This window comes from Hyphobacterium sp. SN044 (assembly GCF_021864465.1).
Taxonomy (GTDB): Bacteria; Pseudomonadota; Alphaproteobacteria; order Caulobacterales; family Maricaulaceae; genus Hyphobacterium.
In genome coordinates, this window is the sequence record NZ_JAKKUV010000010.1 from 13,238 (window position 1) to 27,551 (window position 14,314).

The 14,314-nt window shown below is 65.4% G+C and carries 9 protein-coding genes; 1 reads left to right on the plus strand and 8 read right to left on the minus strand.

Translation table 11 applies throughout. The features are described from left to right. Positions 1–117: 117 nt before the first annotated feature. The 4 genes from L5876_RS12420 to L5876_RS14835 form a co-directional block, all read right to left on the minus strand. The gene (locus tag L5876_RS12420; protein ID WP_236956678.1) at positions 118–741 is read right to left on the minus strand and encodes an FKBP-type peptidyl-prolyl cis-trans isomerase; all 624 of its coding nucleotides are present in this window, start codon (positions 739–741) and stop codon (positions 118–120) included. 66 nt (positions 742–807) lie between these two features. Continuing rightward, complete coding sequence (locus tag L5876_RS12425; protein ID WP_236956679.1) at positions 808–1,311, minus strand: SRPBCC domain-containing protein; 504 nt, start codon at positions 1,309–1,311, stop codon at positions 808–810. Positions 1,312–1,499: 188 nt separating this feature from the next. Then, positions 1,500–4,400, minus strand: coding sequence for a pitrilysin family protein (locus L5876_RS12430; protein ID WP_236956680.1), 2,901 nt, complete (start codon positions 4,398–4,400; stop codon positions 1,500–1,502). A gap of 77 nt (positions 4,401–4,477) precedes the next feature. Then, the gene (locus L5876_RS14835; RefSeq protein WP_336886696.1) at positions 4,478–6,355 is read right to left on the minus strand and encodes a dipeptide ABC transporter ATP-binding protein; all 1,878 of its coding nucleotides are present in this window, start codon (positions 6,353–6,355) and stop codon (positions 4,478–4,480) included. Positions 6,356–6,487: 132 nt separating this feature from the next. Between L5876_RS14835 and L5876_RS12445 the strand changes: the two genes are divergently transcribed. Next, a complete protein-coding gene (locus L5876_RS12445; protein WP_236956681.1) occupies positions 6,488–9,148 on the plus strand; it encodes a PAS domain-containing protein in 2,661 nt (886 codons plus the stop codon). On the opposite strand, the gene L5876_RS12450 is transcribed toward L5876_RS12445, so the two are convergent. The 4 genes from L5876_RS12450 to L5876_RS12465 form a co-directional block, all read right to left on the minus strand. Then, positions 9,149–10,381 (minus strand): ABC transporter permease, encoded by a 1,233-nt coding sequence (locus tag L5876_RS12450; RefSeq protein WP_236956682.1) that lies wholly within the window; start codon positions 10,379–10,381, stop codon positions 9,149–9,151. It lies immediately after the preceding gene. After that, positions 10,378–11,013: an ABC transporter ATP-binding protein gene (locus L5876_RS12455; protein WP_272906968.1), complete on the minus strand. Its 636-nt coding sequence runs from the start codon at positions 11,011–11,013 to the stop codon at positions 10,378–10,380. Before L5876_RS12455 ends, L5876_RS12450 begins: the two co-directional genes overlap by 4 nt. Before the next feature lie 47 nt (positions 11,014–11,060). Then, positions 11,061–12,551: an efflux RND transporter periplasmic adaptor subunit gene (locus L5876_RS12460; protein WP_236956684.1), complete on the minus strand. Its 1,491-nt coding sequence runs from the start codon at positions 12,549–12,551 to the stop codon at positions 11,061–11,063. Positions 12,552–12,664: 113 nt separating this feature from the next. Next, positions 12,665–14,272: a murein L,D-transpeptidase gene (locus L5876_RS12465; RefSeq protein ID WP_236956685.1), complete on the minus strand. Its 1,608-nt coding sequence runs from the start codon at positions 14,270–14,272 to the stop codon at positions 12,665–12,667. Positions 14,273–14,314: the final 42 nt, after the last annotated feature.

Genomic DNA, 14,314 nt, shown 5'->3' on the forward strand with positions numbered 1-14,314 from the left:
GGGGAGGTGTCAGCGCAGCTGACGGAGGGGGATTGTCCCCCCCTCGCCCCGGACCAGATCCGGGGCACTCCCCCCGGCAAGCGGGGGGAGAAACACAAAGGACGAAGTTGCTCCGCCTCAGCCTTCGGGGCAGTTCGCGTCTTCGCGCGATGGCAGGCAGAGCAGTTCCATGCGGAAATAGAGCGCCTGGTTCGGACCGATGGGGCCGCCCGGTGTGCCGCGCTCGCCATAGGCCAGACCGGACGGGATGAAGAGCTCCCATTCCTCTCCGGAACGCATGTGGCCGAGTGCTTCGACCCAGCCCGCGATCAGGCGGTCTGAGGGGAAGTCGGCCGGGGTGCCGCGGTCATAGGACGAGTCGAAGCCGCCGCCGTTCGGGAACAGGCCTTCATAATGGACGCGCACCATCTCGCCCGGTTCCGGCGATGCGGCGTCTTCGCCTGCCGCACGAAGAACGCGCAGACGCAGGCCCGACGGCAGGGCGTAGACACAGGGGCGTTCGTCGATCGCTTCCAGCCAAAGCCCGGAATTGAGCTGATTGCGATCGGCGGGGGAGGGGTTGCCCTCGAACTCGGCTTCCGGCGCTCCGGTATAGCTGTCCTCGAACTGCGTCAGGTCGCAGGACCGCGCCGCGGTGACCACGGAGGCCGCCTCTTCGGGATTGTCCGGAACGGGCTGCGCCGGTGCATTCGAACAGGCGGCGGCGGTCAGGGCGAAAGCGGCAAGGGCGGTACGGCGCATGAGGGACTCCCGGTCGTGACTTGGACTGCCCGAGGTCTAGCGCAGTCCGCCCGTTGCGCGGAAGGCCTATTCGCTTTCGTCGGCATCGTCCGCCGGTTGCATCATCCCGATGATGGCGGGCCAGTTCGGCTGGAAATAGGCATAGGCGTCATCCCACTGACCGCCCTCGCCCCAACCGTCATGACGGATCGAAACGCGCGTCTGGTTCTCGCCGACCGGTTCGAAGCGGATGGTCAGATGGGTCAGGTGCGGGCGGACTTCCGCCATGTAGGGCGGCAGGGCCCAGGTGATGGACAGCAGGCGCTCGTCCTGCAGCGCCAGGATGTGCGTGCCTTCACTGCCGCGCATCCCTTGCGGCGCGTCGGGGGCGAAATACACCTCGTAACGGCCGCCGGGTTCGAGTTCGATCAGGGACGCCGGCGCGAAGAAGGACAGACCTTCCTCGGTCGTCCACATCGCCCAGGCCTCGGCAACCGGCCGGTCGATCACGGCTTCGGCCTCGATGGCGCGTTCGTTGGCAGACGCGGAAGCGGTCGCAAGAAGCAGGGCTGGCAGGAAAAGAAGGCGCATGATCATTCCCGTCGTGTCCGAGGCCCGGGCCAGCCAACTCCGGCCCTGTAACGGCGATCAGGACTATACCGCTGGCCGGCGCGAAGAAACATCTTCGCTTCCTGCCTCAAGATGATGTGACCGATCCCGACAAGAAAACGGGCCCCGGATGACCGGAGCCCGTTTCACGTTTTCGTCTGCCCGAGAGCCTATTCGGCCGCCTCGTTCGGCAGGATGGTCACGCGGAAGGCGGCATTCGGATCGAGCCAGGTCCGGGCCGCCTCGACGATCTCGTCGCGCGTGATCGACTGATAGTCCGCGGTGATCGAGCGGATACGCTCCAGCTGGGACGGGTCCTCGAAGGAGCCGCTGAGCCAGCCGAGCCAGGTCGCATTGCTTTCCTGGGCTTCCTCGATCTGTTCCAGCAACGGCTGGCGGGCGCGCTGCATCTCGTCATCGTCGATCTCGCCATTGCGCATGTCGGCGGCGAGTTCCTCGATGGCGGCATAGACCGCGCCGGCATTCTCCGGACGGATGTCGACGCCGACCCAGAGATAGCCATAGCCCGGATAGGCAGCGGACTCGTAGTTCGAGTTGAACGCCGAATAGGTGAAGCCTTCAGCCTCGCGCAGGCGCTCGGTCAGCTTCAGGTCCAGCACCTGGCGCAGCATGCGGATCACGCGGGAGCGGTGCGCGTCCTCGTCATCCGTGGTCGGCCAGTAGACATTGACCATGGACTGGTAGTCCTGACCGTTGTGACGCAGCACGACCGGCTCTTCGGTCGGCTCCGGGAAGGTCACGGTCCGGTTTTCTTCGTATTCCGGCCAGCTGCCATCCCGCGCGGGAAGCGCTCCGAAGGTCGAGGCGACCATGTCGATCGCGGTGTCGACATCGATATCGCCGACCATGGTGATCTCGATCGGCGCACGCTCCAGCGCATCGGTCAGATAGGCCTGAGCATCCTCGATCGTGACTGCATCGAGTTCTTCCTCGCTCGGATAGCCATAGCGGTTGTCACCCGAACGCAGCAGCCGGGCGACTTCAAGCTGAAGCAGGCCGGACGGCGACGAACGCAAATTGCGGCGGATTTCCGGGGCGACGGCGCGGTACTGCGCCATGCCCTCCGGACGCCAGCCCGGATCGGTCATGAAGGCGGCGAACAGCTGAAGCTGCAGCTCCAGATCGGTCGGCGTCGTGGTGCCGCCCATGACGAAGGCGTCTTCACCGACCCCGAAACCGCCACCGACACTGCGGCCCGCGAGGACACGTTGCAGCTCGTCGGCGGAATGCTGACCGAGACCGGAAGACTGGAAGATCGAAGACGTGACGGTGTCAACGACTTCGCCGTCCGCACGGGGTTCCAGTTCACCGCGGCCGAAACGGAGCGAGACGCGGATGACATCGTCCTCGAAATCGGTCGGCTTCAGCGTCACGCGGACACCGTTTTCGAAGATGACGCGGGTCAGGCCCAGATCCTCGACCTCCGCGCGCTGAACGACGGTGCCGGGCGTGCCGAAATCGGTGTAGGCGAACTCGGCCGCGCCGGTGTCTTCCATCGCCTCGACTTCAACTTCCGTGCTGTCCTGATACGCCGTGGCCACGGCCTCCTCGGCGTTCTCGATTTCGAGCGAAGTCGCCAGGAAGACTTGGGGCTCGGTGTCGGCCCACTGCGCGTTGAAGGCGGCGTTGACCGCTTCAACCGTCATCTCGTCGACGCGGTTGTTGAAGCGTTCGAGCGCCGCGGCGGGCGTGCCGAAGACGCTTTCGTAACGCCAGGACGTCCAGATGCCCCCGGCGAGATCGGAATTGTCGCGCGTACCGGCCTGATCGACGGCGTTCTGCAGCGAGGTCCGCATGTTCGAGATCTGCTCGTTCAGCTCACTCTGGGTGAAGCCGAACTCACGGGCGCGGCGAAGCTCCTGCTCCATGATCCCCAGCGCTTCCTGCCAGCGGTCCGGCTGGGACACGCCGAGCAGGCTCGCGCGGGTCGCGAAGTCGTATTCGCCCTCGGAGAAGCCGACATTCGCCTGGATCAGCGGCGAGGTGCCCGAATTGATGATGGACGAATAGCGGCGTTCGAGCATCGCATTGCCGAGCGCGCGCAGGCCATTCTCGAAGCGGGCCTCGGCCGTATCGGGCTGACGCTCGCCCGGACGGATCGCGTCGATCGTCAGGATCGTATAGATTTCAGGGTCATGGAAGTAGCCGGTGTCGAAGCCGCGATCGGGATCGACCTCGCCCGCGACGGGGTCGGGCCGCGCGTCTTCGGGCTGTTCCCAGTCCCCGAAGGTTTCGCGGATTTTCGCTTCCGTCGCATCGATATCGACATCGCCGACGACCACGAACATGGCGCGTTCCGGCGTGTAGAAATTCTCATAATAGTCCACGAAACGCTCACGCGGCGCGGTCTCGATGACTTCCGGAATGCCGATCGCGTCGCGCTGCGCCATCAGCGAACCGGGATAGCGGAATTCGGCGAGCGCATTGTTCCAGCGGCGCAGCGGATTGTTGCGGAAGCGCTCTTCCGACAGGATCACATTGCGTTCGCGGTCGATCGCGTCGGCGTCCAGCAGCAGGTTGGACGCGGTTTCGCGCATGATCATCAGGCCGGTGTCGAGAAGCTCCTCGCTCGTATCCGGCAGGTTGAGCATGTAGATGACGTATTCGCGGTTGGTGCCGGCATTGGTGTCCGGGCCGAATTCGAGGCCATAGCGCTCAAGAAGGCGGATCATTTCGCCTTCCGGCACATTCTCCGAGCCGTTGAACGCCATGTGTTCGAGGAAGTGGGCGAGACCGCGCTGGTCGTCGGCCTCGTTGATCGATCCGGCATTGAAGGCCATGCGCAGGACGGCCGTGTTGGACGGCGTCTCGTTGTGCATGATCGCGTATCGCATTCCGTTCTCGAGCTGGCCGTAGCGGACCGAGGGATCGGCCGGAAGATCGCTGGCATCATGCGCGAAGACGGCTTCGGTTTCCGTGGCGGTCTGCGCGCCGGACGTGTTTGCTCCGTCGCCTGTGTCCGCCGGCGAACAGGCGCCGAGCGCCCCTGCCAATGCGGCGGCGGAAAGCCAGCCGAAAATGTTCGAAGCCCGTGCGAAAGCCGTGGTCATACCGGTTCAACCCCTGATGTGTCTGACAGCAGGGGGAACCTAACGTCCCGGGCGGCAATGTCTAAGTGAAATTCCGGTCAGGCTTCGGGTTTTCCGGGCGCTCGGTCGACGATCAGCACCTCTTCCGGCGCATCGTGTTCGGCCACCCAGTGACCCGGTCCCACCTCGATCAGCTTCGGGCGGTATTGCTCGGCGTCGGGGTCGTCGACCAGCTTCGACTTCATGAAGCGGAGCTGGGCGCGAGGGTCCATCGGCGAGGGCAGGTCGCCGTCGAGCTTCACGCGTTCACGGGCGCGTTCGATCTTCGGATCCGGGATCGGCACGGCGGAAATCAGCGCCTGGGTATAGGGATGGCGGGCATCGTCATAGATGTCCTTGCGGTCCGCCATCTCCACCACGCGGCCGAGATAGAGCACCATCACCCGGTGGGAAATCTCGCGAACGACCGAGAGGTCGTGCGAAATGAACATCATCGACAGCCCCATATCGCGCTGGAGCTGTTTCAGAAGGTCGATGATCTGGGCCTGGATCGACACGTCGAGCGCGGACACCGCCTCGTCGCAGACCACCAGCTTCGGACCGAGGATCATGGCGCGGGCAATGCCGACCCGCTGGTTCTGGCCGCCCGACAATTCGTGGGGGTAGCGGTTGATCATGTCGGGATCGAGCCCGACCTTGCGCATCATGCCGCGCACCGCATCCTGACGCGCCGACTTGCGCATATCGGGACGGAAGGTCTGCAGCGGCTCGGCGATCGACGCGCCGATCGACATGCGCGGATTGAGCGAGGCGAGCGGGTCCTGGAAGACGATCTGCAAGTCCTTGCGGGCGTTGCGCATCTTCTTGTGGTTGAGCCCGAGCAAATCCTTGCCGAGCCAGGCGACGCTGCCGGCCTTGGCCGGCACGAGGCGCAGGATGGACCGCGCCAGCGTGGACTTGCCGCAGCCCGATTCGCCCACGACGCCCAGCGTCTCGCCCGGATAGAGATCGAAGCTGACGCCATCGACGGCCTTCAGCGGTTTCGATTTGGGGAAAAGGCCTCCGGAGACGCGCACCGGGAACCAAACCTTCACGTCGTCGACGCTCAGGAGCGGTTCTTTTGCTGCATCCTTGTCGAGCGGCGCGAGGCCTTCGTGGCCCGGCTTGTCGGGCTGGTCGATGCGCGGCATCGCGTCGAGCAGCATCTGCGTGTACGGGTCTTTCGGCGCGCCGAAAATATCTTCGGCGGTGCCGCTCTCGACATAGACGCCATTCTTCATGACCTCGACGCGGTCGGCCATGCGCGCGACGACGCCCATGTCGTGGGTGATCAGGGCGATGGCCGCGCCGGTCTCGCGCTTCAGCTCGTCCATGATGTCGAGCACCTGGGCCTGCACCGTCACGTCGAGCGCGGTGGTCGGCTCGTCGGCGATCAACAGGTCGGGCTCGCACAGCATCGACATGGCGATCATCACGCGCTGGCGCATGCCGCCGGACAATTCGTGCGGATACTGTCTGAGGCGGCGCTTCGCTTCCGGGATGCGGACGCGCTCCAGCCATTCCAGTGCACGCTTCTGGGCGGCCTCGCCCGACAGACCCATATGGCGCTGCAGAACCTCGTACATCTGCGCGCCGATCCGCAGGTGCGGCGTCAGCGAGGTCAGCGGATCCTGAAAGATCATCGTCATCGACTTGCCGCGGACCTTGTTCAGCTTGCCGCGCGAAAGGTTCAGGATTTCGTTTCCGCGATACCGGATCGACCCGTCGGCCTTGCCGTTCGAGGCCAGGAGGCCCATCGCGGCGAGGAAGGACTGGCTCTTGCCCGATCCCGATTCACCGACCACCGCCAGGCACTCGCCCGGATTGATGTGCAGGTTGATTCCGCGCACGGCATGCACCTCGCCATCCGGCGTATCGAACCGGACATTGAGATTGTCGATGGCGAGAATGGGGGCGTTCTTGATGTCGGATTTCACGCGGACCGGCCTCGTCTTCGTAGTAACGCGACAATAACGGGAGTGCGTGCATACACCATCCCCATTCGCATGAGGACTGCCTCAGCACAGGGCAATCGCAGTATCCTGAGCGAAACCGGATGATTCGCATTCATGAGCCTGAAGGCCACACCCCCCGCTGATCGATCAGCCTACGGCCGCGACCGTATCGCCGAAGAAGCGGCGCGGCTGGCCGGGGAGACCGTGTTCACCCTGCACCGCGATGGCTGGTCTTTCATGGAAGGCCCTCTGACCGAGCGCCTCGGCCTGGGCAGCGGAATCTGCCTGCTCGACATTGATGACTGGCACGATCGCCAGCACCCCGACGACATGCCGCGATGCACTGCGGCACTCGAGGCGATCGCGCCCGACAGTCCGATGTCGGTGGAATACCGGGTGCGCGATGCCAACGACGACTATGTCTGGATCTTCTCGCGCGGCGGCGTCGTGGAGGCCGACGATGACGGGAACTGGATCCGGATTTCCGGTGTCGTGTCCGATATCAGCCGCCGGAAGAATCTCGAATCGCAGCTTCACGCGAACGAAGCACTGATCCGCGAGGCGCTGATATCCGGCAAAGGCGGTGTGTGGACCCTCGATCTGCGGACGCTACGCGGCCGGGTGGACGGTATCGCAACCGAAATCGACGGTATCGATAGTGGCGACGGCACGATCTCTCTCGATCAATGGCGGAATGCCATCCATCCGGACGACCTGCCACAGTCCCACCATTCTTTGAACCAGATGCTGGCCGGCAAGGTCGCCGAAGTGGAATACCGGATGCGTGGCGGTAATGGCAGCTGGATCTGGGTCCGCAATATCGGGCGAGCGGTCGAGTTTGATGGCGCTGGCCATCCGGTCCGCATCGCCGGTCTGCTGACGAATGTCACGGAACGCAAGGCGCTTGAACAACGCGTCGAGCAGGTGAATTTCCAACTCGCCGAAGCGCTGAAGGCCGCCGACCTTGCGGCCTGGCGGTATGATCTGACTCGCCATACGTCGACCATTCGCGGTGCCCTGGGTGCACGCATCGGGGTCGACCAGGCAAACCCGGAGATCGACGGCACAAAATGGGTTTCGCTCGTCCATCCGGACGACAAGGGCGATGTCATCCGGCAGGTGCTGAAGATGGCTCAGGGCGAGGTGGAACGATTTGAGTCCATCTACCGGGTCAAGGGCGAGGACGGACGCTGGCACTGGATCCGGTCGACGGGCCGGGTCGTCGAGCATGCGGCGGACGGGACGCCGAAGATTGCCGCCGGCGTACTCAAGGATGAAACCCGCCAGATCGAGCTGGAAAATGCACTGGCCGCCGAACGGGACCGTTATCGGTCAACCTATGCCGCCACACCGGCGATGATGCACACGATCGACCGCGAGGGCCGGATCGTGAATGTCAGCGACTACTGGCTGACCCAGATGGGATATTCCCGCGATGAGGTGATCGGGCAGGTCGCGTCGAGCTTCCTCGTCGACGAGGACCGGGAACGCGCGCGCCTGAAAATCCAGCCGGAATTCTGGCGCAACGGCATGATCGAGGAGGTCCCCTATCGCTTTCGGACGAAGTCCGGTGCGGTGGTCGATATCCTCCTCAGCGCGGTGACCGAGAAGAACGCAGACGGCGAACCGGTGCTGGCTCACGCCATGCTGTTCGACGTGACGGAACGCAACGCGCTCCATCAGGCTCTGGTCGAGGAAAAGAACCGGTTCGAGGCGATCTACCGCGCCACGCCGGCGATGATGCACACGATCGATCCGTCCGGCCGTATCATCCAGGTTTCGGACTATTGGCTGAAGGTGATGGGATATGAGCGCCATGAAGTGATCGGCCGGAAGTCGGTCGAATTTCTCGATCCCGAATCCCGCAGGCGGGCCGAAAGCCGGAATCTGCCGGACCTGTTCCGCACCGGTCACAACAATGATGTGCAATACCGCTTCATCACGAAGTCCGGTCAGCCGATCGACACGCTGCTCAATTCCTTCCTCGAGCGCGACAGCGACGGCCAGCCCAAGGCGAGCTACGCCGTCATTACCGATATCTCGGCCCTGCGCCGCGCCTATGACGGGCTGAAGCGGTCGAACCGCGAACTCGACCGTTTTGCCGCCGTCGCCTCGCACGATCTTCAGGAACCGCTGCGCAAGGTGTCGGCGTTCGCGAGCCTGATGCGGCGGCGCTATTCCGACCAGCTCGACGAGGAAGGGCGGCGCTGCCTCGACTTCATGAATGAAGGCGCGCAGCGCCTGCAGCTGCTGATCGACGACCTGCTCAGCTATTCGCGGCTCGGCAACAAGCCGCTGCGGACCGAGACCTTCGACCTCGGAGAAGCGGTGCAGGACGCGATGAAGCGCCTGGAGGTCCAGATCGAGGAATCCGGTGCGCGGGTCGAGGTCGAGAATGCCGGCCTGATCGAGGCCGACCGGCCCGTGCTGACGCAGATGCTTCAGAACCTGATTTCCAACGGGGTGAAGTATCGCGGTGTCAAGCCGCCGGAGGTTCGCATCGCCCTGCGCGAAACGGCCGAAGGCTGGTGCATTTCGGTATCCGACAACGGGATCGGGTTCGAGCCGCGTTTTGCGGAGAAGATTTTCGCACCCTTCCAGCGCCTGCATTCGCGCGAGGAATATCCCGGTACCGGAATCGGTCTGTCGATCGTGCAGCAGGGCATCGAGCGCCATGGCGGGCGTGTCGAAGTGGAAAGCACGCCCGGCGAAGGCTCGACCTTCACGCTCTACCTGCCACGGCACGTCGATGGCCTGTCGGCCCTGACCGCCTGACTATTCGAAGCGGAGCGCTTCGATCGGATCGAGCCGCGAGGCCCGGTGCGCGGGATAAAAACCGAAGAACAGCCCCACGAAGACTGCCGCCCCGATCGCGATCCCGGCGATGGCCGGATGGATCGAGACCGGGAAATCCCCGAGATTGCCGATGCCATAGGCCCCGGCCACGCCGATCGCCATGCCGGCAATCCCACCGGTGACGCACAGCACCACGCTTTCGATCAGGAATTGGTTGCGCACGTCGGCACGGCGCGCCCCGACCGCGAGGCGCAGGCCGATCTCGCGCGTGCGTTCGGTCACCGAGACCAGCATGATGTTCATGATGCCGATGCCGCCCACGAGCAGCGAGATCACCGCAGCGGCGGCGAGCAGCACGCCGAGCTGGGTTTCGGTCTCGTTCCGGGCGCGGATGAATTCGGCGAGATTGTTTACCGAGAAATCGTCCTCCGCACCCGGCTGGATGTTGCGGCGGATCCGCAGCAATTCCTCGATATCGGCCACGGCGTGGCTGACATTCGTGCCGGGCGCGACTTCGGCATAGATGGTGAAGACCGGGTCGCGAACGCCGAGCTGATACCCCAGCAGGCGGGCGCGGGTCGTCGTGATCGGCGCGAAAACCGTATCGTCCTGATCGGAGCCCCAGCTCGACTGGCCTTTTGGCGCCATGATGCCGATCACTTCCATCGGCACCGCGCCGACCCGGACGGTCTGACCGAGAGGATCGGCGGCACCGAACAATTCGGTCGCGACCGTCTGGCCGATCATGATCACCCGTGCGCCGGAGCGGACCTCCGCCGGGGTGAAAGCGCGGCCGGACTCCACGAACCAGTCGCGGGCTTCGAAATAGTCGGAATGGACGCCCTGGACATTGGTCGTCCAGTTCTCGCCCGCCACGACCATGGGCTGGCTGCCGGACATTTCGCCCGACACCGCGACAATGCCCGGAATCTCGCTACGGATCGCCTCGACATCGGCGTCGGTCATGAATGTCGCGGTCCCGGCTCCGCCGCGGCGGCCACCGAAGGCGCTGGAGCCCGGCCGGATGACGAGCAGGTTCGCGCCGAAGCTGGCGATGCGTTCTTCCATCGCGCGCTTCGCGCCCTCGGTGACCGAGACCATCGCGATCACGGCGCTGACGCCGATGATGATGCCGAGCATGGCGAGAACGGAGCGGAGCAGATTGACCCGCAGCGCCAGCAGGGCGACGGAAATCGCGGACATGAGGTTCATCGCCGGTCCTCCACAATGCGCCCGTCGCGGAAAATGATCTGCCGGCGGGCGTGCGCGGCCACATCCTGTTCGTGGGTGACGAGAATCACCGTGATCCCGTCCGCGTTCAAGCGGTCGAAAATCCCGAGCACCTCGACCGTGGTCTGGCTGTCGAGTGCCCCGGTCGGTTCGTCGGCGAGCAGGATGCGCGGATTGTTCACGAGCGCGCGGGCGATCGCGACGCGCTGCTGCTGGCCACCGGAAAGCTGTGAGGGATGGTGGTCCATCCGTTCGCCCAGCCCGACCTGGGTCAGGCGGGCGCGCGCACGTTCCTTGCGCTCGGCTGCCTTCATGCCGGAATAGATCAGCGGCAGGGCGGCATTGTCCTCGGCGCTCGTGCGGGCCAGCAGGTTGAACTGCTGGAAGACGAAGCCGATCGTCCGGTTGCGGAAGGCGGCCAGCTGGTCGGGCCCCATCGTTTCGATCGCCTCGCCGGCCACGCGCAACGAGCCAGAGGTCGGACGGTCGAGCGCGCCGAGCAGGTTCATGAAGGTCGACTTGCCGGACCCCGACGCCCCCATGATGGCGACATACTCGCCCTCTTCGATCGTCACGCTGACACCGTCGAGCGCGCGCACCTCGCCGCCGCCCATGCGGTAGACGCGCGTCAGGTCACGGCATTCGATGAGCGGGGGCGCCACTAGCCGGCTTCCCGGGCGCGCGTCACGACGTCCTCGCCGGCTTCGAGCTGGCCGCCGACGATCTCGGTGGTCTGGCCGTCGCTCACACCCAGCTGGACCCGGCGCTCTTCGAGCATGCCGTCTTCGCGTTCGACCCAGACGCTGCCGGGGCGCACTTCGGCGCGGGCCGCCGCCAGTTCGCGGTAACGGCGCATCTGGTCGGCGGTCAGAACGTCACGCAGCGCCTCTTCGATCTGGCGGGGTATCGACGCGCGATCGACCGGCTGGCCCGCAGCAGCCTGAGCCTGAATGCCCGTGAAGACCCGGCGCATCGCTGCCTGGGCGTCCTGTTGCTGTTGCTCGGTCATGTCGAGATCTTCGGCGAGGCGCGCCATCATGCCGCCGCCACCGCCCGGACCGCCACCGCCCGGGCCGCCACCGCCAGGACCGCCGCGGCCGGCTTCGCCGCCGCCGGGCGCTTCGGCCGCGATCGCCATCGCTTCAAGCGAGCCGGACGGACGGAAACGCAGGGCCGAGTTCGGCACCGCCAGAACGCCTTCGCGCTCGCCGGTGACGATGTCGAGATTGGCGGTCATGCCGGGCAGCAGGCGTTCGCCCGGATTGTTGGCGGTCACGACCACCGTATAGGTCACGACGTTGTTGGTGTTGGTCGCTGCGAGGCGGATCTGCTCGACCTGGCCTTCATAGGTCTGACCCGGAAAGGCATCGACGGTGAAGCTGACGGCCTGGCCGGTCATGATCTGTCCGATATCGCTCTCGTCGACCTGGGCGTCGATCTGGATCTGCGACAGGTCGCGGGCGATGACGAACAGCGTCGGGGCCGACATGCTGGCCGCGACGGTCTGACCGACATCGACCTGGCGGTCGACGACGACGCCGTTGATCGGCGAGCGGATCACGGTGCGCTCCACATCGATACGCGCGCCTTCAAGCGTCGCTTCGCGCTGTTCGACGGTGGAGCGGGCATTGGCGATCTGCGCGAGCGCGACGGCACGTTCGGACTGCGAGGATTCCAGCTGGGCCTGCGCGGTCTGAAGCGCCTGATCGCTGGCGATCCCGCGCTCATGCAGTTGTTCGATCCGGTCATATTCCTGCTGGGCGACGCGAAGATTGGCGTCGACGCGCTGGAGCGTTGCCTGCTGCAGCTGAAGCTGGGCGCGGGCATTCGACAGCGAGGCTTCGGCTTCGCGCACCCGCGTTTCGAAGGATTGCGGGTCGATCCGGGCGATGACCTGGCCTTCCTCGACCGGCGAGTTGAAGTCGACCATCAGCTCGGCGATCTGGCCGGAGAGCTGCGAGCCGACCTGGACCTGGACCAGCGCGCGGACCGTCCCGGTCGCGGAGACGGAGCGGCGGATGTCGGCGGTCGAGGCCGTCTCGGTCTCGATAACGAGTTCGGCGGCCGGTTCGCCGCGGCCGAAGAAGAACCAGCCGGCGATCGCCAGAACGAGGACGACGGCGAGGCCGATCAACCCATTGCGTAAAGTCATCTATCTTCCAACCGCTTGCGTCATGTCCCGCATGACCCGAACGCGCCGGACATGCTCGGTCCGTCGCCTGAACTGCGCATATAGCTGCGATTGGTCAAAAGGCGAAGCCGGCGTCAGTGGCGCATCGCCGCGCGGGGATAGCCGGGCACGGGAGACAGGGCCACAGGTATATCCGCCGGGGCCGACACCTGGAGCCGGGCACGCTCAGTCTCGGCGGGTGACAGGGCGAGCCCGTCTTCGAAGGCGCGCAACACTTGCCGGTCGCGGCCATAGATGTCGTCGAGATAGCGCACGCGGCCATACTCGCCGGGGGCCGCAGTGTAGTAGAGTATGTGCACCTCGACCGGGTCGTCGATATTGACCCGTGTCGCGCGTGACCCTGCCGTCACCTCCTCGATCGCGGCACGGTCCCAGCCTTCCTGGCCCTCGAGAATCCATTCGGCGAGGTCGAACGGGTCCTGAACCCGCACACAGCCGGACGACACGGCGCGGCGGTTGGTGACGTCAAAATTGTCCCGCTCCGGCGTGTCGTGGATGTAGATATTGTGCCGGTTGGGGAACATGAATTTCACCTCTCCCAGCGCATTGTTCGCGCCCGGGCGCTGGCGCACGCGGAAGTCCGAAAGGGTCCGGTTCGTCCAGTCGATCGTGTGCGGATCGACGGCATAGCCCGACCGGTCGACCACCTGATATCCGGCCCAGCGCGCATAGTCCGGATTGCGCTGGATGGACCGCAGCGTGCCCCGCCCGAGGCTGGTCGGTGTTTCCCACCACGGATTGAAGACCAGATAGGTCATGGTCGCGGAAAAGGACGGCGTGGCGGCGCTGGTGCGGCCCGCCATCGCCTCGTGGCTCGCCACGCGCTCGCCGTTTTCCCAGGCCTCGAGCCGGTAGTCGGCGACATTCACGCGGATATGGCGGCGGCCGAGATCGGCGGGCAGCCAGCGCCAGCGTTCCATGTTGATCGCGAGCTGGGCGGCGCGCTCATCCGGCGTGCGGTCGAGCGTCTCTTGCGTCAGCGCGCTGACAATGCCGGTCGGCTCAAGACGCGCGTCGCGCTGGAATTGCCGGACCGCGCGCTCCAGTGCCGCGTCGAAGGGACGGCCCGCCGGGACCAGCGCCAGAGACGGGTCGATCTCGGCGAGGCGCTGGCGCAAAAGGTCGACCCGGTCGCCCTGGCTTTCGAGCGTCAGATCCTCGCCCTCGCCGATCGGTGCACTGGCGCGCGCCTCGACGCCGAGCAGGATGCGTTCGCGGCGCAGGGCGGCGTATTCGGGAAAGGCCGGGGCCAGCGCTTCAAGGCTTTGCCTTATCTCGCCGGTCGCGAGCGCCGTGCGGAGCCGGTCGACCAGATCGACCGAAGGCTTGTCGAGCGTCCATTCGGGTTCAACCGAACGGGGGTCGACGAGGCCGTAATAGAGATCGCCGGCGAGGGCGAGCCAGGCATCGGTCGCGAGCCGGTCGCGCAGGCCGGGCGATAGAGAGGGATCGGCCAGGCGCGCATGACCATAGCGCTCTGGCGGCAGTCCGTGCATCCAGGCCTCGCCGACGGCGGTGACGAGTTCGTCGTAAGCCGAGGCATTCCAGGCCGGCGCGTCCTGCCGCTCCGCATAGAATTCGGCCGTGCCGATGGGGGCGAGTTCACCGCGAATCTGGGCGTGCGCCGCGGAGGTCAGTCCGAGCGCCAGACACAAAACGCAAATGACCGGAAATCGCCGCATGCCCCCCCTGGTTCACGATCGGACTTCCCTGCTCGGTCGGCA

What these genes read in the sequence shown, in the direction of transcription:
- L5876_RS12430 (WP_236956680.1), bottom strand. Translation starts at nt 4,400, where the DNA reads ATGACCACGGCTTTCGCACGGGCTTCGAACATTTTCGGCTGGCTTTCC.
- L5876_RS12425 (WP_236956679.1), bottom strand. Translation starts at nt 1,311, where the DNA reads ATGCGCCTTCTTTTCCTGCCAGCCCTGCTTCTTGCGACCGCTTCCGCG.
- L5876_RS12445 (WP_236956681.1), top strand. Translation starts at nt 6,488, where the DNA reads ATGAGCCTGAAGGCCACACCCCCCGCTGATCGATCAGCCTACGGCCGC.
- L5876_RS12420 (WP_236956678.1), bottom strand. Translation starts at nt 741, where the DNA reads ATGCGCCGTACCGCCCTTGCCGCTTTCGCCCTGACCGCCGCCGCCTGT.
- L5876_RS12460 (WP_236956684.1), bottom strand. Translation starts at nt 12,551, where the DNA reads ATGACTTTACGCAATGGGTTGATCGGCCTCGCCGTCGTCCTCGTTCTG.
- L5876_RS12450 (WP_236956682.1), bottom strand. Translation starts at nt 10,381, where the DNA reads ATGAACCTCATGTCCGCGATTTCCGTCGCCCTGCTGGCGCTGCGGGTC.
- L5876_RS12465 (WP_236956685.1), bottom strand. Translation starts at nt 14,272, where the DNA reads ATGCGGCGATTTCCGGTCATTTGCGTTTTGTGTCTGGCGCTCGGACTG.
- L5876_RS12455 (WP_272906968.1), bottom strand. Translation starts at nt 11,013, where the DNA reads ATGGGCGGCGGCGAGGTGCGCGCGCTCGACGGTGTCAGCGTGACGATC.